The organism is Neobacillus drentensis (genome assembly GCF_021560175.1).
In the GTDB taxonomy this organism is placed as follows: domain Bacteria; phylum Bacillota; class Bacilli; order Bacillales; family Cytobacillaceae; genus Neobacillus; species Neobacillus drentensis_A.
This window is the reverse complement of record NZ_CP091110.1, coordinates 3,339,427-3,358,551: the sequence shown is the minus strand read 5'-3', so window position 1 is coordinate 3,358,551 and position 19,125 is coordinate 3,339,427. Positions and strand designations below refer to the sequence as shown.

Here is a 19,125-nt window from a genome sequence, read left to right as displayed (position 1 = left end):
AAGTGTATCACCCCTTGTTCGTAAGGTGAATGGCTGAACTGTAAGAAAATTATCGGCGGTTTTCGGAAGTTTATCAGCAGTTTTCGAAAGTTTATCAGCGCTTTTGGTTTTTTATCGGCAGTTTTCGAAGTTTATCAGCGGTTTTGCCTTTTTCATGGCGGTTTAATCGACGGACAAAACTCGAAGGGAAAGTCAGAATCATTTTCAAAAAAATTTGAACAATCATCAATACTTGGATTTTAGCGTAAGGACGAGTAAAATCTAAGTTATGGTGTTTTTACAACTAAATTATGTAGAATGGGGCAAGACCAATGATTGCAAAAACAGAAGAGGATTTTAACAGTTTAAAGGAAATTGGCAGAATCGTGGCATCTATTCGAGATGAATTAGTCCGAAGAGCCGTTCCAGGCGTGACTACGAAAGAGCTTGATGATCTCGCCGGTGAACTTTTTGAAAAAGAAGGTGCCATTTCCGCACCAAAAGGCGAGTATGATTTTCCGGGGTTTACATGTATCAGTGTGAATGAAGAAGTTGCACACGGAATCCCTGGAAAACGTGTGATTCAAGAAGGGGACTTAGTGAATATCGACGTTTCCGGTTCGAAAAATGGTTACTTCGCTGATACTGGTGTTTCCATTGTTGTAGGCAAAGGCGAGGAAATTCTTACGAAAATTTGTGATGTTGCCAAGGAAGCCTTTGAAGCAGGGTTAAAAAAAGTAAAACCGGGCGCTAGAATTACCGGTATGGGCAAAGTCGTTCATCAAGTTGCAAGACAAAACGGGTTAACGGTCATCATGAACCTTACAGGGCATGGTATTGGCCGGACCATTCACGAAGAACCAGAGTATATTTATAATTATAATGAAACCTCGGACCATGGGCTGTTGAAAGAAGGAATGGTCATTGCCTTTGAACCATTTATCTCTACCCATGACGAGGAAGTATTCCAACTAGATGATGGCTGGACGTATGTGACAGAAGAAAGCTTTGTCGCACAATATGAGCATACCTTGATTGTTACCAAGGATGGCCCGATTATCTTAACTAAATAATTCATGGAGGGAGAGCGTATAGATGTACGCTTTCTTTTTTTGACTTTTTTGAATAAAAACCACCTCTTTTTTAATTGTTGAGTTGATGGTGATACCACAAGGAAAATAAAGATATTGGAAGCATTCGTTAAATAACTCCGCTTACATGCGATTTCACAAAATTGTCATATTCCATTATACTTTTTCTGTTCACAACGGCCCCGGCTTTCATGAGAGTTGAAAGTCAAAAAAAAAAGCGAAAGCGTTATAAAAGGGAGAGGTGCTTTATTTGAATTTAAGTTCAATTAAATATTCATGGTTTGGAAACATCAAGGGGGATATCTTATCCGGGATAGTGGTGGCGATGGCCCTAATCCCAGAAGCGATTGCCTTTTCTATCATTGCCGGTGTCGATCCAATGATTGGGTTGTATGCATCGTTTTGTATTGCCGTCACTATTTCCTTTGTGGGCGGCCGACCAGGGATGATCTCGGCAGCCACTGGAGCTACGGCTTTATTAATGACATCACTAGTTAAAGAACATGGATTGCAATATTTACTTGCCGCAACCATCCTGACTGGAGTCCTGCAAATCATCATGGGGGCATTAAAACTAGGCCGTTTGATGAAATTTGTCCCACGCTCTGTGATGACGGGTTTCGTGAATGCACTTGCGATTTTAATTTTCTCAGCTCAATTAGTCCAATTCAAAGGGGCTACTTGGCAGATGTATGCAATGGTCGCTTTAGCACTTGTGATTATTTATATTCTGCCTCGTTTTACAAAAGCGGTGCCTGCTCCTTTAGTGGCCATCCTTGTGGTTACCGTCATCTCGATTATGACAGGCAGCGATGTTCGGACAGTTGGAGATTTAGGTGAATTAACCTCTACACTGCCGGTATTTTTAATTCCTGATATCCCGATTAACTTGGAAACCTTACAAATTATTTTTCCCTATGCGATATCGATTGCGATTGTAGGTTTGGTGGAAACATTATTAACTGCAACGATTGTCGATGATATGACCGATACAGAAAGTGATAAAAACAAAGAAGCCAGAGGACAAGGGATCGCCAATATTGTATCAGGTTTGTTTGGCGGTATGGCTGGATGTGCCATGATTGGACAATCTGTTATTAATGTTAAATCAGGGGGAAGAGGGCGTTTGTCTACCTTTATCGCTGGTGCATTCTTATTGACTCTTATCGTTTTACTTAAGAGTTTCCTTGTTCAAATTCCGATGGCAGCACTTGTAGCCGTTATGTTTATGGTGTCGATTGGCACTTTTGATTGGTCGTGCCTGAAGAATTTTAAGAAGGTGCCTGTTACGGATTCGACTGTCATGATTATGACAGTTATTACAGTCGTTATGACCAACAACTTATCGTTGGGTGTTTTAGTAGGCGTCATCCTTAGCGCGATCTTCTTTGCTTCAAAAATTTCTAAAGTAAAAGTAACCTGTATTTCAGCAAAAGGAGTTACTAAAAAAACCTATCAGGTGACGGGCCAACTTTTCTTTGCTTCTGTTACCGACTTTATTAATGGATTTGACTTTAAAGAAAACATAGAGGAAATTGACATCGATTTATCCAATGCGCACCTTTGGGATGATTCCGCTGTAGGGGCCATTGATAAGATTGTGATTAAGTACCATCAAAATGGTGTGAAAGTAAACCTTAAAGGGTTAAATACGGAGAGTCATAAGCTTATGAATAAAATAGCTGTTCATAACAAGCCAGGCAGTCTCGAAAAAGTGGCAGGTCATTAAACAAGGCTCGTTACCACGATTCAACGCAACACGCTGAAAAAACTCAGCGTGTTTTTTATTTGACTATTTCAACTGGATGTATTACTATTATCTCATATTCAAGATACTTAACTTCGAAATAAAATTCGAATGATTTTTGGAAACAATAGTAGAATACGTACTTTGAAAGGAGACTTTTAAATGAAACACATTTTTCAAAAAGGAAAAAATCCGGCAAAACCAACCTTGCTTTTACTTCATGGTACCGGAGGAAATGAATTGGATCTGCTGCCGCTGGCCGGAATGATTGATGATGAAGCCTCCATACTAAGTGTTCGTGGAAATGTATTAGAGAACGGAATGCCTCGCTTTTTCCGACGCCTAGCAGAAGGAGTTTTCGATGAAGAAGATCTCGTTTTCCGTACTCAAGAATTAAACGAGTTTCTTGATGAGGCAGCCCAGAAATATGAATTTGACCGGAATAATATCATTGCTATTGGCTACTCAAATGGGGCCAATATTGCGGCAAGCTTATTATTTCATTATCAGCACGCATTAAAAGCGGCTATTCTTCATCATCCCATGGTTCCGAGGAGGGTGGAGCTTCCTGATTTAACGGGAACGAAAGTGTTTATTGCCGCAGGGACAAATGATCCGATTTGTTCACCTTTGGAATCTAAGGAACTGCAAGCATTGCTGCAAGATGCCAACGCATCGGTCGAACTTCATTGGGAAAATCGCGGCCATCAATTAACCAGAGAAGAGATAGAGGAAGCAGCAAAATGGTATAAAGGAATTGTCAGTTAAGGGAGGTTTTGGCATGCAATTATTAGGACTGCATCATGTATCGATTTTGACAGGGAAAGCGGAGAAAAATTACGAATTTTACACCAAAATTTTAGGAATGAGACTAGTTAAGAAAACGGTCAATCAAGATAATACAGAATCGTATCACCTTTTCTATGCGGATGCCGAGGGGACACCAGGAACAGAAGTTACTTTCTTTGATATTCCTGGCCTTGGCCACTCTTACCGGGGAACCTCAGATATATCTACTGTCTCTTTAAGGGTCAAAACAACAGATTCATTGTTGTTTTGGGAAGAGCGGTTTAAACAACTGGGAATTGAACATGATTCCATTCAAAAACGAGCTGGCCGTGATACCCTGGCTTTTCGTGATTTTGATGGAACTCGCTTAATCCTTGTTGCGGATAATGGCGAAAAAAGGGTCCGTGCAGGGGTTCCTTGGGAACGAAGCGAGATACCAGTTGAACATGCGATTATTGGATTAGGTCCTGTAACACTGACCGTCAGCATTGCCGAACCAACAATTGGAATTCTAACAGAAGTAATGGGCTTTCGTTATGTAAGCTCCTATCCTTCTCTTGAAGGGGACTTCCCTGAGATAGTGGTTTATGCAACAGGAGAAGGTGGTGCAGGAGCGGAAGTTCATATTGAACGAAGACCTGATTTACCGCGGGCACGGATTGGACGCGGTGGCGTTCATCATGTGGCCTTTCGAGTACCAAATGAAGAAGAATACAATCAATGGGTACAACGGTTAAAGGACAACCGTATCGCTAGTTCTGGCAAGGTGGAACGTTATTATTTTAAGGCACTGTATTTTAGAGAGCCTAACGGCATATTGTTTGAACTATCGACCGACACACCAGGCTTTGCAACGGATGAGCCCATGGAAACAATGGGGCAAACCCTGGCATTACCACCATTTTTAGAACCGAGACGGGCAGAAATTGAAGCAAACTTGCGTCCTCTTGAATTGAATTGATTTATCTTTTAAAAAACAGGCGAGAAATTCGTCTGTTTTTATTTGTGTTAGTTGGTTAAATTAACTGTAATTAAGAATTATATGAAGGGGTATATAATGAAAGCAATTGTTATTGAGCAATATGGCGGGAAAGAGCAATTAAAAGAAAAAGAAATGGATCAGCCCATTCCTGGTGACAACCAGGTAATCGTCAAACTTCATGCAACTTCGATTAACCCAATTGACTGGAAATTACGTGAAGGCTACCTAAAAGCAATGATGCCTTTTGAATTTCCAATTATATTAGGGTGGGATGCTGCAGGTGTAATAGAAGCTGTAGGGAATAAGGTCGATCAATTCAAAATTGGCGACAGAGTGTTTGCTCGTCCTGATACGACAAATCGGGGAACATACGCAGAATTTACAACGGTTGATGCCCATCTGCTCGCTAAAATTCCAGACAATATCAGCTTCGATGAAGCAGCTTGTGTCCCACTGGCGGGTTTAACTGCTTGGCAATGTCTATTTGATTTTGGAGAAGTAAAAAAAGGGGATAAGGTGCTTATCCATGCAGGAGCCGGAGGAGTCGGTACATTTGCCATCCAATTTGCGAAAAATGCCGGTGCCTATGTGGCTACAACAGGAGGAACCTCAAATGTTGAATTCTTAAAATCGCTTGGTGCCGATGAGGTGATTGATTATAAAAAAGAGAACTTTGAATCGATCTTGACGAATTTTGATTTCGTCTTAGACTCTTTAGGCGGAGAAATTCAAGAAAAAAGCTTTTTTATTTTAAAAGAAGGCGGCAAATTAGTATCGATTGTGTCAGAACCAAACCAACAAAAGGCAAAAGAAAAAGGGATTAAAGCTGGTATTGTTTGGCTAGTACCAAATGGGGAACAGTTGGCTCATATTGGAGGATTATTAGAGCGTGATAAAGCAAAAGTGATAATCGGACATAAATATCCATTAACAGAAACTGCAATTAGGGAAGCGCACGCTTTAAGTGAAACCCATCATGCTAAAGGAAAGATTGTTATTCAGATCCAGTAAGCGCCGAGTCTAAAAAGTAAAAAAACAGCGGGAAGTAAACCTAGAGGGGTGAAATAATATGAACTGTCCGCAATGCGTCTACAAAAATCCAGAAGGGGTAAAATTCTGCTTAAACTGCGGTGAAAAGTTCGTTAAGAAGAATACAGAAGAGGACGATAACAGCTTATTTTATGAGTTTGCCCATTATGTAGATATGGTTCCGAGATTTGAACGTTCGGTTGAGCCCAAATTTCAAAACGTCTTTTCGCGTGTCTTTCGAAATCATAGTGAACTAGAGGCAGAGAGGCTATTTATCGTTGGCACTGCACTTACCACACCTAAAATAACGGAAGTAACGGATACTTGGCCAAAGCCTTGGCTATTTGCCAGGGTATTCATTTTTGCGGTCATTGCATTCGTCGGCTTGTTTATAGGCGTTGCGTATTTCCGAAATGTGAACTTTATCCCTGGACTTATCATTGTCGGTGCTTTTGCTGTACCCTTGACCACGTTAATCTTTTTTTGGGAAATGAATGCTCCACAAAATATTGCTTTTTATCGAATTATCTATGTTGTATTTATTGGTGGGATTCTCTCCATGTTAGTTGCCCTCGTATTTTTTGATATTCTAAGGCATACGATTAATCCGATCACAATTGGAATTGCCGAGGAACTTGCCAAAGCGATAACGGTCATCAGTTTCGTCCGATACCGTAAATACCGGTTTATCCTTAATGGACTTCTCATTGGTGCTGCCGTAGGTGCAGGTTTTGCCGCTTTTGAAACAGCGGGATATGCCCTAAGGGCCATGCTTTCCGGGGATGCTAAAACTCTATACATCACCATGCTATGGCGCGGTATTTTGGCTCCCGGTGGACATGTAGCCTGGGCTGCATTGACAGGTGCTGCTTTCTGTAGAGTCCAAGGCGATCAGCCCTTTACGTTCAGTATGTTAGTTAAGTTTAAATTTTTACGGGTCTTTTTCTTAGTTGTTTTAATGCATGCTCTTTGGGATACGCCAATAACAGGGATGTTCCCGTTTGGGCAGATTTTCTTGATGATCTCTTCTTGGATCGTAGTTTTCCTGCTGATTCGCGCAGGTCTTAAAGAAATTGGCAATAAAAAAATGATTTCAAAAACTCCCTATCCGATCATGGAGAAGTAACAAAAAAAAACCAGCAAACGCTGGTTTTTAGTTTGTGGCCTGAATATGATTTGGTTCTGTTTCCTTTGGCGCGGGAATAAAGGAGGAATTGATCACTTCACCTGATTTTTTGCTTTTCTCAAGAAAATGAGCATAACTTACCTCGAAGAAACTAGGGTGCTTATTCCATTCCTTTTTTGGCATCGTTAATACAAAAGAACCATCCTGTTTTGGGATCGAGATGGAATACCTGATCCCTCTAGTAACATTGACCCCAATAAGTGTTCCTTTATAAAAAGCTCCAGGGGCCGTTGTTGTCACAAGTGTGGGAGGTTTATCCACAATAATGGTCCCATCCTTCGGAAGAGTCACATTCATGTTAACGCTTACAGTACCAGGGAAATTATAAACTTTATACCGAGGAAGTGTATAATTGATCCCATTGTAATGAACATAGAAGTAATGATTTTCATCTTCTTCCGGTAAATAATACATCGTGTATTGCCATTGTGATCGCTAGGAGTAGACATACTAAATCCTTCGACGCCGTCTCGCCTGAGATTGACCGTTGCTCCTTGGACGGGTTTCCCTTCGGCATCCTTTAAGTACATAATTTCTTCCAAATGGGGAAAAGTAGTAAAAGTGAAATTTACAGGAGGATTTTGAATGGATTTATCCTTTATCGTAAAATCTTTTATACTATTCTTTACGGGTGTATTCCTGCTTCGGATTGCTGGGAGAAAGTCGATATCACAGATGACCCTTGCTCAAACAATCGTCATAGTTTCTCTTGGCCATCTGATCGTTGAGCCTATTGCAGAGGTAAGCATGGTTAAAGCCATTGGCGGGGCTGTTATTTTTGTTGTGTCAATTATAGTAGTAGAATATATCCAGCTTCATTTTAACAGATTTGAAAAATTAATAATGGGAAAATCCAAAATTGTGATTGAAAACGGCGAGTTAAATATAAAAAATTTAAAGAAGTTACGATTAACGGTCGATGGGCTGGAAATGCGGATGCGTAATATGGGCCTTACAAAAATATCAGATATTAAAATGGGAACGATTGAACCAAATGGACAATTAGGCTATGAGTTAAAAGAAGAGGCAAAACCACTAACGATTGGCGAGTTTAAGAAACTAATGAGGATTCATTCAGAACAAAATGAGAGTCAAGATGCAGAACAGAATATCTTCAATGAAATTTATCCCAATACCCCGCAAAAACATCCTGAATACCTAAATTAACAGGTCATAAAAAAAAGCCATCGGTGAAAACCACTTTCACCGGTGGCTGCTTTTATTTAAATAGACCTGCTTCTTTTGCTGCTTCAAAACTATTTTTCGCAAATTCAACTGGGTCGCCGACATTTTCCCAATGCATATACATTAAGCGAGGATTGTCAAATAGCCAGTGGTTGTGCACAGCTGTAACAATAAGGCCTCTTTTTCTCAATGCAGATAGAAAAGGATTAATTTCTTCTTGAAGAATCACAGTCTCACCAAGGTTAAGTGTTTTACCCTTTCTATTGTCTTCAAATGAAAGCGCAAATGGCAGTGCCAGTGGGGATTGCGTGCGTCGGCCTAAAATGGTTGCGTTGATATTTCGAAGGCGTTGAACAACACAAACAGGTGTTGAGGTAATTACCATTCCTCCGATGATATCGGCTAGTTTTTGGCACATGGTTGAATCATTACCATCCCCATGACATTTGCAATTATGATCATGTTTACGACTATTGTGATCCATCTTTTCCATCCAAATAAAATCGAATTCGTCATTTCTTAAGAAATCCATATGATCGTTCGTTGAACTTCTATAAGAAGTTTGATTTCCTAAGTTATCAAATTCTCTCCTTGCCATATAATCAACTCCTTGTCCAATTCTCACTAGATAGGATATTCTGAGGCGGGAAATGGGATTGGACAGATGGCCATAGTAAAAAAGCCTTTTTTTAAATACGACTAGCGGTAATTTCCTTAATGTAAAATTTACTGTTGAGAACTATTTTCAATTATATTTTTTTACTTTAAAATAGAAAGTGGAACAGGCAGAAAGTTGTAAGAAAAAATTCAAGAGAGAATTTGGAGTTAAAATGAAAAAACTATTATTCTTAATCATTGGCATTTTAGTATTTATTCCAACCGTTGTAAGTGCACATACGGAACTAACCACATCTAATCCATCAAACGGAGCAATGGTGAAAGAGGATCTAAAAGATATCGTCCTTACATACGAAGGAGAAATTGAATCATTAAGCACCATGAAGTTACAAAAGGATGGAAAGGAAATTCCTTTTATCAGCGTTGAACCAAAAGGGAATCAGTTGATGGGCAAGTTGCCATCACCATTGGAAAATGGCTCCTATACGATACAATGGAACATTGCAGGGGAAGATGGACACCCCTTATCCGGAGAAATAGCTTTTTCTGTTGATAAGGCGGAAGCTGTTGTCCCAAATACTACGACAAAGCAGCCTGAAACGGAAAAAGAGGTACCTAAGAAGGAAGAAGCCAAGAAGGAAGAACCAAAGCAAACAAAATCCACTAGTGAAACAACTCCATTTTCAAAAACAACGATTACACTAGTTATTGTCGTGCTTTTATTCATAGGTTTGTTCCTATTATTTAGAAGGAAGCAGTAACATGGGATTTTTAATACCATTTTTCGAGTTTGGAAATTATCTTATGTATTCTATTTTGGTGGGACATGTTGCCTTGTTATTGGTCCCAGATGATCGTAAACCCCAAACTCAAATAGCCAAACCGTTTTTACTTCTGTCTACGTTAGGTATTATCATTTTTACTTTAGGGCCGATATTGCAAACCATTTATTATTTCAAGGGAGGTGTTGGCCTCGCGATTGCGATAGAAGCGGTTTTCACAGATTTCCAAGTCGGGAGAGCGTGGATCTTCATTGGATTTATGGGAACTTTCTTGTGGATGGCCATACAATTAAATGCTTCAAAATATTTGCATGCGATCTTGTTATTATTGATGATTTTAGGAGTGGGATATTCGAGTCATGTGGCCTCATTATCTTTTTGGACAGGCTTGTTTTCACATAGCCTTCATTTTCTTATGGTGACATTATGGACAGGTATCCTGCTGCATGTAGCCTGGTTTTCAAAAGAGGAACTTAATTGGGGCAAATTTTTACGTTGGTTTACGCCAGTCGCCTTAGTTAGCCTGCTGTTTATTTTCATAAGCGGTTTTATTTTAATGATTTATATGGTAGAGCCGAAGGATTATGTAAGAGCTTGGGTATTGCCATATGGACAAATGTTGCTTCTTAAACATATCAGTATCATCCCAGTTCTGTTTTTTGCCATCATCAACGGGGTTTTAGCCAGGAAATCATTGACATTACCCTCCTTTAATCCTCGTCCATGGATAAGGGGAGAAAGTATATTTATCTTGATCATTTTTTATGTCACTGGGGTAATGGGAACCTTATCACCTCCGCATGAAATTGAATTTACTGTAAGATCCGAAGGACCGTCTAAATGGGTCGAATGGTTCTTAGAAAAGAATATTACCACCACCCTAACTACCCATTTAGCGCCAAATTTACAATCCGTATTATTAATGGTGGTTTCCTTTTTATTTTTAATGATGATTTTGCTTAGCTTTAAAAAGGTGAACCCATTATTAGGAGTTTTATTTGGAGTATGTTTTATTGTTGTCCTTTATATCGGGTTCATGTTTTCTTTAACAATTTAAAAAAAAGGGAGCAGTCATTCAAAAGAATGATGCTCCTTTTACGAGTTTAGCGTACAGTTTTTAATGCACCGCTCCAAGCAAGAACTTGGTCGAGCATGGCATTCACATTGTTTAAGTGTAAGTCCTTTGGTTTGAAATCAGTACCGTTTTCAAAATCAGTAAATAAAGATAATGTTGGGTGGACCCTGACATCGGCAATACTTAATTCCCCGCAAATTCCACGTAAGTGCTCTGCGGCGCGTGCACCGCCGGTCGATCCGTAGCTGACGATTCCTGCTGCTTTGTTGTTCCATGCCTCACGAGCACAATCAAGCGCGTTTTTTAATGCCCCTGTAATACTATGATTGTATTCTGCGACGATAAACACAAAACCGTCTAAGCTTGTAAGCTTCTCATTCCATCTTCCTAAACCAGGCTCAGAACCGTCAGTGGTACCCAAGAATGGTAAATCAAAATCTTTAATATCAACGATTTCGTAATTTGCATCGCCTCGTTTATCGGCTATTCCTTTCACCCATTCGCCGACTTGTGGACTTACACGCCCTTGACGTGTGCTTCCTAAAATAATCCCGATGTTTAACTTTTCATTTGCCATACTCGTTTCCTCCTTGGTTTCCTGACCAAATAATCTGCTAAAAAAACCCAATTCATACACCACCTGCGGCTAAATTAAAGTATGTAGAAATGTTCTCCCTTTTCTATCCTTTCATTAAGCCCAATATTAGTTAATATCTTTTATTTTGCATGACTTTATACTTATTTATAAGATTTATCTTTACAAATTATTTATAGTATTTACTTAAACCGATAATCTGATATATAAAAAAGCCTTTCTCGGATGAGAAAGACCTTCGGATATTTTTAAATACTTTCCTTAACATTCTCCATATAGGTTTCCTGCGTAACATTACCGTTTCGTTTAAGTTTATTCCAACCAACAGTTACTCCCTTTATTGCAGAGAAGATGGATTTTATCACAACATAAGTCATAAGCTGTTTATACAAGATTCGCTGTAAAAACAAGGAACCCAGTGGTCTAGGGCTTTCTTTCTCCAGACGGAACGCATATAAGGATGTAACAAAATCAAGCAAATAAAATAGGATAAATCCAATGGCTGCTTTTCCAGCGTTTCCGCTAAAAAGAGCGATGAGAAACACTATATCCGCAATCGGAGATATGGTTTGATAGATATATTGGAAAATCCACATATTTGGCAGCCCGATATATCCTAATGTGGGATGTTTTTTATTAAATAAGGACCCGCGATGTTTCCATAGACATTGTAAAGTACCATAAACCCATCGGTAACGTTGCTTTGCTAAGCTTTTAATATCTTCCGGAACTTCTGTAAAGGCATATGCCTTTTCTTCAAATTCAATTTTTTTTCCTAGGCTTAAAAGAGTAAGAGTGATATCGGTATCTTCTGCCAGTGTATCCTCTTGAAAGTAGCCTGCCTCGATTACCGCTGTCTTTCTCCATGCACCGATCGCACCTGGTACCACTGTAATACAATTAAGAACGGCGAATGCCCTTCTTTCAAGGTTAAAGCCTGTCACATATTCGATATGCTGCCAATTTGTAAGGAGGTTTCCTTTATTGCCAACTTTAACATTGCCAGAAACAGCCGCTACGTGTTCATTTTTAAAATGGTTAACAAGCAGGGTAATCGCATCTTTAGCTATGAGTGTATCAGCGTCAAGTGCAACCACGATTTCTCCGATTGCTGCCTTAAAACCTAAATTAACAGCCGAAGATTTTCCCCCATTGGATTTTTTAATTAATCTGACTATGGGGTGGTTTGCGTAAGTTTTTTGAACAACTCTAGCCGTATCATCCTTTGAACCATCATCGATTATTAACACCTCGAAAGTCGGATAATCACTGGCTAAAATAGAGTCAATCGTTTTGCAAATTACTTTTTCCTCGTTATAGGCAGCGATCACGACACTGACAAAGGGTGTAAAGTTAGGGTCAATTACAGTCTCTTTATACTCTTTAACCTGCTTTCTAGAAAGGAAGATAAATAGCGCCAGACGCAAAATTCCTAAGAAAATAGCCGAGTAGAAAAGAATGGTTAAACCTAAACGCCAGCCCTGCATGAGCTTAAATACAGCTTTGTCATAGATCATATAAGGGCTGTCATGATTAGCTGAGGGCATAATCTGACTATCCTTTTTTTCAATCAAATGACCAATGGTGGTAAAGCTGTAGCCGCGGTTTTTAAGTTCTTTAATGATAATTGGCAAAGCCTTTACTGTGTTAGAGCGGTCACCACCAGAATCGTGGAATAAAATCACATTTCCTTCTGACAGCTGCTCCAACACCCGTTTCACAATTTGATTACTAGAAGGTCTTTGCCAATCGTCCGTGTCTATTAATTCACCAACCATCGTATATCCCATTTCCTGTGCCCTCATTATTGGGAGCAGTTCGTTCGTAGTGCTTGGTTCCGCATCGGCCACATACGGAGGGCGAAATAGGGTCATCGAATGACCGGTAATTTCCTGAACTAGCCGCTGATTGGCATTTAACTCCAATTTTGTTTGCAAAGGAGTGGTAGATGCAACATTAGGATGTGAGAAGGTATGACTGCCGATTTCATGGCCATCGCTATAAATTCTTTTTACCAGTTCTGGATGTTGTACAGCATTCTTTCCAACCATAAAGAAGGAACCTTTTATATGATATTTGTTTAAAATGTCTAATATTTGTGGTGTATAGACTGGATCCGGTCCGTCATCAAAAGTGAGGACCATTTCTTTCTTATTGGGTTTTCCATATCGAACTACTTCAAAAGGCTTTGGTAATTTAGTATAGGTTTCATCTTGGATCAAACCTTGCGAATCCATTTGAATGCTTCTTTTCCCTTTTTCAGATTGGGAAATGACATTTAAAATTTCTCCCGCACCTGAATAGTGAACAGGTGTAGGACTGACTAACGTTTTAAGGGCATTGGATGGATTGTCGGATGCCTTTGACTTATTAATATAGTTCCAGATAGAAGGATCTTCAGATCCGAGGCGCCAAAGCGCGATCCCTTTTGAACCACTAGCGATTGCTGTCTTCATTTGATTATAAAATGTTGCGGCATCTAAGAACCAAATAACGTGTTTTTTTCCGTTTCTTTTGTAACGCAAATAAGGGTTACCCGCTTGTTTATTCCACTGAATTTGAAGATCCGTACCGATTCCAAGATTCATGATATCCCCGAAAGTTACCGTTTCAGCAGGATTCTTAGAGTTTTCTTCCCAGTCATACCCATAGCTTCCCAAACCCACAATCAATTTTTGGGAAGGTATATTGAGTTGGTTCAAGCTATCTTTTACCCAATTTAATGGTGCGACAGGTCCAGGTGTACTTGTTGAATTGTGCTGGTCATATAGCATGACAAACATCCGATCGACATCATTTGCTAATGAAGTATAATCAAAAGCACTGTTACTTGGCGGGACGTCGATGGTTACCATGAGACCTTGTTGATGGAATTGCTCGGAAACTTTTTTTGTAAAATTTGTCAAATGGGTTTTGTCATTTTGACTAACATTTTCGAAGTCTATATTGATACCAGCAAAGTCATTTGCTCTCACGTAGGCTAACAAATTTTTAATAAAAAGATCTTCCGCACCAGGATTAGTAAATAATCGGTGGAGAGTTGCTCTGTCCCATTTATTATTTATAAAATTATTAATTACTGGAAGAATCTTTAGCTTATGTTCTTTTGCTTTAGTAATAATAGCTGGGTCAGCGCTGCTAGTAAAGGTTAAATCGGGAGTAAGCTGCATCCACTCCGGCATTAAGGTTGTAATCGAATTGATATTTTTTTCAAAAGATTTTTTGCTGTTTTCGTCCCAATTTACGTAGAAACCAAAAACCTCTTGGCTGCCTGAAAGTTGATTTTGGTTCCCTAGTTTATTCTTTGTTTGAATGAGAGGACTTGGATTCTCCCGTTGAAGTTGTGAAGCAAGCTGTTCATCACTGAAACTTTGATTTATCGGTTGAATCCCGTTCGTTGCTTCGCTTTTTGCTAATTGAAGCCTAGGAAACGATGGGTCAGTATAAAGGCTTTCCATAAAAATAAATGAAACAAAAACTATTAATACAATAAAGCCTGCGCTCATTCGTTTAATGACCGACCAGCGTCTTTTTGCGGAATCAAGAAAAACATGTTCTTGATTCCGTTCCCCTTTTTTTAGACCCAGATTGTAAAACCAATGGAAGATAATATAACAAACTAGTCCAATTAATCCACCCAAGATTGGTGTTAAATTGTAACCCTTCAACACAGGTAGTTCCAGGAAAGGCAACTCTCGAATAGTAGGAATAAAAAGGGTTATTAACGTTCCAAGGAATAGGGAGATTAGATTAAGACGAAACAAAAGTGAAAGAACTAGCAATAATGGAATCCTTAGACTGTATATAGGCAAAAATGCCAATAAGAATCCGAGCGAACTCGCAATTGCTCCTCTATTCCCAGTAACAGGTGCAAAGAATGAGCGGACCAACCACCTAAAAACTCGATTCACCCTGATTCCTCCTTATAGGTGTGGTAATAAAAATTAGCGTTTAATTGAATAGAAAAATACGTTTTCTTAATCTACAGTTTTTTCGACAAAAAAAAGACTACCAACAAAAGGTTAGGCAGGCATGAAAGGATTTTGGGGGTAGGCTGGAATGTTTTTAAGAATATCACATGGAAGTTGAGTAAATACTTGGGTTTTATGGTCTTAATTGTTCTTTGATAAACCAAGAAACTATTGAGATACCCCCATATATCGATAGGCATTGGTCGAAATTTGTATTGATTCTTGCATAAATGAAAAAAGGGGAAAATAATGAACAAACGAATTATAGGAGCCCTAACGATGGTGTTAGTGGGATCCGTTACGTTTTCTGTCACCAACACCTTGTTAACCGATCAATCTACGTTAACCGATCAATCTACTAAACCATTAACTCATATTAATAAATTACCTTTATCCGATGACCAAAAGACAGATGATAATAATAGCCCTAAAGGAAAACCGGCAATAATACAAACACAAAAGACCGTTAGTCAAGAAGTCACCCAAGTAAAAAATACGGTGGAAGCTCCAGTTCCAGCATTTACAACGAATAGTAAAAACGTGGAGACCACAGGATCTCATAAGATTGTTACTCTAGGAGCCAGTAACAAGAATAGTAAGACAACGGCTCCGATTCAAACGAATGCGACGAAATTAAGTGCTGCTTCATCAACTACCAAAACACCAACACCAGTTACAAATATTTCAACGAATCAGAAACCTACTATATCCGGAACGACTAGCACAAAAACATCTACCATGACCGTACCGAAAATCTCACAATCAACATCAACAACACCAACAACTAAAACAACACCAACAACGGCAGCCAATCATGGAAAACAAGTTTCACAAGCAGCTAGAGAGAAAGCTGCCAACCGCAAGGATCAAATAGAAAACAGCGGAAAGAAAAAGTAATTTATTTAAAAAGGATCATAGCGATCCTTTTTTATTTTGATTTGAATTATGTTTATTTTTAAGATTAAATAATATATTCTGAAAAAGAGTTGATGTTTACAGGAAAGCTTTTGGTTACAGCTTAATATCGGGGGTTATATCTAATACATGATGAAAAGAGAGGACCACTAGAATGAAAAAACTATGGTTTGGCGGAACAATTTACACCATGGAAAAGGAAAAGGAAATGGTAGAAGCGGTTCTTACGGACGAAGACAAAATTATCGCCACAGGTACTTTTGATGAACTCAAGAATCAGGCAGATGAGCTGATTCATTTGGAAGGTGCCGCCATGTATCCAGGTTTCGTTGATAGCCATCTGCATATGATCTTTCAAGGTGAAAAGTTAATCCGGCTAGATTTATCGAAGGCCACTTCCGCAGAAGAAATGCTTAAAATGGTGAAAGAGGCAGCAAAAAACACACCTCCCGATCAGTGGTTATTTGGTGAAGGATGGAATGAAAATAATTTTGCAGATCAACGAATTCCGACGATTCAAGAGCTCAATGACATTCGCAGGGAACCTATTCTGTTAACAAGAATTTGTCATCATGTGATCTTGGGCAATACAGCAGCACTTGAAGCAGGCAGTATCTTTGAAGAAAGTGAATCCCCAGCAGGCGGTGAAATCGGCCGGGATAAGGAAGGTAAGTTAAATGGCTTGTTATATGACCAGGCAGCCAATGCCGTGACAAGAGCCATTCCAAGAAAGGGCGAAACGTATATAGAGTCGTTAACCAATTCTCTTAATCTTGCGGTTGATCAGATGTTGTCATATGGTTTAACTGGTGGACATACCGAGGATATGAGCTACTTTGGAGGGTTTATGAATCCATTAACCGCTTTCCAACGGGTTGTAGGAGAAAAACATCACTTTAGAGTCACACTGCTTCGTCATCATGCCGTGTTTGAAGAAATGATGAAAGCAAATGCTGCTTTTGACGAGCCTTTTATTGAACCAGGGGCTATGAAAATCTTTGTGGATGGTGCATTAGGAGGCCATACAGCAGCATTATCTCAACCATATGCGGATCAACCTGCGAAGCGTGGCTTATTCATTCATACAGATGAAGAATTAGAAGCACTAGTGAAATTGGCACGTCAGCATGATGAAGCCGTGGCAATTCATATGATTGGCGACGCAGGAGCAGAACAAGTGCTTAATACCATTGAAAAATATCCAGTAACGAATGGTAAAAGAGACCGACTGATCCATTGTTGTGTGTTGCGCGAAGACTTAGTGGAAAGGATGGAAAAGTTATCCATTGTGTTAGACATTCAACCAGCATTTGTACCTTCTGATTTCCCATGGGTCATAAATCGACTGGGTGGAGACCGGCTGGAATGGTCCTACGCTTGGAAAAAACTAATGGACCGGGGTTTAATGTGTGCGGCTGGAACAGATGCACCAATAGAGGATATTAATCCTTTATTTTCTATCTATGCCGCAGTAGAGCGAAAAAAACCTTATGCAGAACATGATGGATACCTTCCAGAAGAAAAGCTGTCTCTCTTCCAAGCCATTCAACTTTATACCATTGGAAGTGCAAAAGCCATATGTAAAGAACACGAACGCGGGCTTATAAAACCTGGATATGCAGCTGACTTTTCCATCTTTGATCGGGATTTGTTTACGGGAACATCCGAAGAAATGCTGGCAGCAAAAGCCGTGAAAACCGTTGTGGCGGGTAAGACGGTATTTGACAGAGTTAGATTCAATTAGGATTTAGAAATCGATTTTTAAAGTACTTCCAACCTATGAATATGGGTTGGATTTATTTTTGGCTTTTGTAGAAAAGGGTGAGGGAGAAAGGCGTTGGCTGGTACTTTTAAATATGAATAAACTAGGAAAAAACATGCAGACTATTTACTTAGATACTGATTATTTTCATTCTCAAGTCTAGTACTGAGCGTGGAATGAGGACTTTCTGTTACAAGGAAGCCCTAGCACAGGGGGGGTTTGCATGCTTTTTCTTATGAATGTATTAGGGGTTCTGGTTGTTTTAGGTCTGGTATTTCTTTGCTCTCCTAATAAGAAAAAAGTAAAATGGCGTTCGATTATTAGTTTGATTGTGCTTGAATTGTTGATTACCTGGTTTATGCTTGCTACTAAAATTGGAACCTGGATTATCAATCAAATTGCCTCGTTTTTTACGTTTCTTATCTCCTGTTCGAACGAGGGGATCTCTTTTGTTTTCCCATCTGCGATGGCGAATCCATCTGTTGATTTCTTCTTTAGTGCATTAATGCCGATTATTTTTATCATTACCTTCTTTGACATCCTTACCTATTTTGGGATCTTAATCTGGATTATTGATAAAGTAGGCTGGGTGATTTCTAAGGTTTCAGGATTGCCTAAGTTGGAAAGCTTTTTTTCGTTACAAATGATGTTCCTTGGAAATACCGAGGCATTGGCTGTCATTAGACAACAGCTCATCGTGTTGAAGGAAAACCGGCTCCTTACGTTTGGAATCATGAGCATGAGCAGCATTAGCGGGTCGATTATCGGCGCTTACCTAAGTATGGTTCCTGGTATATATGTATTTGCTGCGATTCCGTTAAACTGCCTAAATGCTTTATTGCTGGCAAGTTTGTTAAATCCGATTGATGTCAGTAAAGAAGAAGACATTGTCTATGTACCTTCCAAGAATGAACGAAAAGATTTCTTCTCTACCATTTCTAACAGTATGCTTGTCGGAATTCGCATGGTTATTGTCATTATGGCGATGGTGGTGGGTTACGTAGCGTTAACCGCCTGCGTTAATGGAATATTAGGATTTTTTATACATGGACTTACGGTCCAAAAGATTTTTTCATTCATTTTTAGTCCTTTTGCTTTTCTTCTAGGATTGTCAGGACATGATGCCATGTATGTTGCTCAGTTGATGGGTACAAAGCTTGCGACAAACGAATTTGTCGCGATGATTGATCTTAAGAAGCATCTTGCTTCCTTACCACGTCATACCGTTGCTGTGGCTACAACGTTTTTGACTTCCTTTGCCAATTTTAGCACAGTGGGGATGATATACGGAGCCATTGCTTCGATCATGGGGGATGAAAAATCTCGAATCATTGGAAAAAATGTCTGGAAGCTGTTAGTGAGCGGAATTGCCGTTTCGCTGCTAAGTGCCTTGTATGTGGGGTTGTTTATCTGGTAAAA

General features: G+C 39.4%; 16 protein-coding genes. 12 read left to right on the top strand and 4 right to left on the bottom strand.

Annotated elements, in window-relative coordinates:
* Window positions 1-311 precede the first annotated feature (311 nt).
* From map to L1999_RS15710, 6 genes are all read left to right on the top strand, one after another.
* Window positions 312-1,052 (top strand): type I methionyl aminopeptidase, encoded by a 741-nt coding sequence (map, locus tag L1999_RS15735; RefSeq protein ID WP_215045867.1) that lies wholly within the window; start codon window positions 312-314, stop codon window positions 1,050-1,052.
* Between the two features lie 268 nt (window positions 1,053-1,320).
* Entirely contained in the window at window positions 1,321-2,799 is a 1,479-nt protein-coding gene (locus L1999_RS15730) for a SulP family inorganic anion transporter (RefSeq protein WP_235739416.1), read from the top strand.
* Window positions 2,800-2,979: 180 nt separating this feature from the next.
* Window positions 2,980-3,585 carry an alpha/beta hydrolase gene (locus tag L1999_RS15725; protein ID WP_235739415.1) on the top strand — a complete coding sequence of 202 codons (606 nt, stop codon included), beginning with the start codon at window positions 2,980-2,982 and terminating at the stop codon, window positions 3,583-3,585.
* Window positions 3,586-3,598: 13 nt separating this feature from the next.
* Window positions 3,599-4,567: a ring-cleaving dioxygenase gene (locus tag L1999_RS15720; protein ID WP_235739414.1), complete on the top strand. Its 969-nt coding sequence runs from the start codon at window positions 3,599-3,601 to the stop codon at window positions 4,565-4,567.
* A 96-nt stretch (window positions 4,568-4,663) separates the two neighbouring features.
* Window positions 4,664-5,599, top strand: a complete 936-nt coding sequence (locus L1999_RS15715) for an NADP-dependent oxidoreductase (RefSeq protein ID WP_235739413.1) — start codon at window positions 4,664-4,666, stop codon at window positions 5,597-5,599.
* Window positions 5,600-5,657: 58 nt separating this feature from the next.
* On the top strand, window positions 5,658-6,743 hold the full coding sequence (locus L1999_RS15710; protein ID WP_235739412.1) for a PrsW family intramembrane metalloprotease: 1,086 nt from the start codon (window positions 5,658-5,660) through the stop codon (window positions 6,741-6,743).
* Between the two features lie 27 nt (window positions 6,744-6,770).
* On the opposite strand, the gene L1999_RS15705 is transcribed toward L1999_RS15710, so the two are convergent.
* Entirely contained in the window at window positions 6,771-7,217 is a 447-nt protein-coding gene (locus L1999_RS15705) for a hypothetical protein (protein ID WP_235739411.1), read from the bottom strand.
* Window positions 7,218-7,388: 171 nt separating this feature from the next.
* Here L1999_RS15705 and L1999_RS15700 point away from each other — a divergent pair, with 171 nt between their 5' ends.
* Window positions 7,389-7,970 (top strand): DUF421 domain-containing protein, encoded by a 582-nt coding sequence (locus L1999_RS15700; RefSeq protein WP_235739410.1) that lies wholly within the window; start codon window positions 7,389-7,391, stop codon window positions 7,968-7,970.
* Window positions 7,971-8,022: 52 nt separating this feature from the next.
* Here the strand turns inward: L1999_RS15700 and L1999_RS15695 are convergent, their stop codons facing one another.
* Window positions 8,023-8,586, bottom strand: a complete 564-nt coding sequence (locus L1999_RS15695; RefSeq protein WP_345790853.1) for a DUF1259 domain-containing protein — start codon at window positions 8,584-8,586, stop codon at window positions 8,023-8,025.
* A 232-nt stretch (window positions 8,587-8,818) separates the two neighbouring features.
* On the opposite strand from L1999_RS15695, the gene L1999_RS15690 reads away from it, so the two are divergent.
* A complete protein-coding gene (locus L1999_RS15690; protein ID WP_235739409.1) occupies window positions 8,819-9,367 on the top strand; it encodes a copper resistance CopC family protein in 549 nt (182 codons plus the stop codon).
* A 1-nt stretch (window position 9,368) separates the two neighbouring features.
* The gene (locus tag L1999_RS15685; RefSeq protein ID WP_235739408.1) at window positions 9,369-10,445 is read left to right on the top strand and encodes a copper resistance D family protein; all 1,077 of its coding nucleotides are present in this window, start codon (window positions 9,369-9,371) and stop codon (window positions 10,443-10,445) included.
* Window positions 10,446-10,491: 46 nt separating this feature from the next.
* On the opposite strand, the gene L1999_RS15680 is transcribed toward L1999_RS15685, so the two are convergent.
* Window positions 10,492-11,091 (bottom strand): NADPH-dependent FMN reductase, encoded by a 600-nt coding sequence (locus L1999_RS15680; protein ID WP_235739407.1) that lies wholly within the window; start codon window positions 11,089-11,091, stop codon window positions 10,492-10,494.
* A gap of 215 nt (window positions 11,092-11,306) precedes the next feature.
* Complete coding sequence (locus L1999_RS15675) at window positions 11,307-14,645, bottom strand: trifunctional glycoside hydrolase family 18/polysaccharide deacetylase/glycosyltransferase family 2 protein (protein WP_430540042.1); 3,339 nt, start codon at window positions 14,643-14,645, stop codon at window positions 11,307-11,309.
* A gap of 633 nt (window positions 14,646-15,278) precedes the next feature.
* Between L1999_RS15675 and L1999_RS15670 the strand changes: the two genes are divergently transcribed.
* The 3 genes from L1999_RS15670 (at window position 15,279) to L1999_RS15660 (ending at window position 19,123) form a co-directional block, all read left to right on the top strand.
* Entirely contained in the window at window positions 15,279-15,926 is a 648-nt protein-coding gene (locus L1999_RS15670) for a hypothetical protein (protein WP_235739405.1), read from the top strand.
* A gap of 172 nt (window positions 15,927-16,098) precedes the next feature.
* The gene (locus L1999_RS15665; RefSeq protein WP_235739404.1) at window positions 16,099-17,688 is read left to right on the top strand and encodes an amidohydrolase; all 1,590 of its coding nucleotides are present in this window, start codon (window positions 16,099-16,101) and stop codon (window positions 17,686-17,688) included.
* A gap of 241 nt (window positions 17,689-17,929) precedes the next feature.
* Window positions 17,930-19,123, top strand: coding sequence for a nucleoside transporter C-terminal domain-containing protein (locus L1999_RS15660; RefSeq protein WP_235739403.1), 1,194 nt, complete (start codon window positions 17,930-17,932; stop codon window positions 19,121-19,123).
* Window positions 19,124-19,125: the final 2 nt, after the last annotated feature.